Genomic DNA, 1,202 nt, shown 5'->3' on the forward strand with positions numbered 1-1,202 from the left:
GTCTCTGCACCACACATTCCTGCATCACTACTACTTACTAAGATAAAAAGCGTCTGCGGACTAGTACCATCATTTACATATGCCTCTGGTGTGGGAATAGCATTTGCAATACCTGCATCTAGGTCTGTTTGCGACTCATAGTAGGTCACGGTAAGGGTTGGGTCGCCACCGGTAATACCTGCATCAAGGCTGGTAAGGTCAAAAGTGGTAATCCCATCATCATCGGTTCCTACGAGGGCACCCGCACTATCACAGGCTTCAAAAAGCCCTGGTGGGGTGATGGTAGGAATCATTGCGATGTTTAGATTAAAAGTACCTACAACAGTGCAACCTGTTGTGGTGTCTTCTAGACGTACCCACAGCTGGGTTGCCGGTGCACTGGCAAGGTAATTTACAGGGTCTGCAATAGGCATATCTGCCGCACTGCCTACCATAGCTTCTGCACTGGCAAGCGTCTCGTGATACGTAAGAGTTACAGCTGCAGAGGTTTGTGTCCCGTAGATCACTGCATCGTTTTGTGTAAGGTCAAACAGCGCTTGCCCATCCCCATCATCATCACACTCGGTAAGGTCTGGGATGGTGGTAGGTACTACCGGTGCAGGTTGCACGATAAGCTCTAACTCCACGATACGGTAACACTCAGTGCTGGTAGCTGGGTCTGTATCTGTAGCACGTACATAAATAGTTCTTGATACGGTCTGGTAGGCTGCTGGGTTTGCAATGGCTGGTGTACCTAGCTCTGCAGCGGCAATTGTCTCGTGGAAACTAAGTCCCACAAAGGCCTCGCCATTTATAATATCTGTCGTTACTTGGCCGGTAAGATCAAAAATAGCATCCCCATCATTATCTGGGTCGCCATCATTTGCCATTGTATCACACTCTTCTATTGGTGCTATGGTGGTAGGTGATGGTAATGGATTTACCACTAAGGTTAAGGTGATGGTCTCATAACAAGATGTTACTATATCTTCTACACGTACAAAGATGGTTTGGTTTGCCATCACCACATTCTGATACATATCTGCAAGTGCTGGCGTGCCCGCATCTGCATCTGCTTGGGTGAGGTGATAGCTCACGCTCCAGTCATCATTACCACCAGTAATCTCATCGTCACGACTACGTAAATCAAAGCTTGCAAACTCATCGATATCACTACCGCTTTCTATATCATCACAGAGCTCGTATTCGGCAGGTTGGATAGG

The 1,202-nt window shown here is 47.6% G+C and carries 1 pseudogene; it reads right to left on the minus strand.

The features are described from left to right. A pseudogene (locus Q0948_RS14850) lies at positions 1 to 1,202 on the minus strand (iron-regulated protein FrpC); the annotation flags it as partial.

It is taken from the genome of uncultured Dokdonia sp. (assembly GCF_947496725.1).
GTDB lineage: Bacteria > Bacteroidota > Bacteroidia > Flavobacteriales > Flavobacteriaceae > Dokdonia.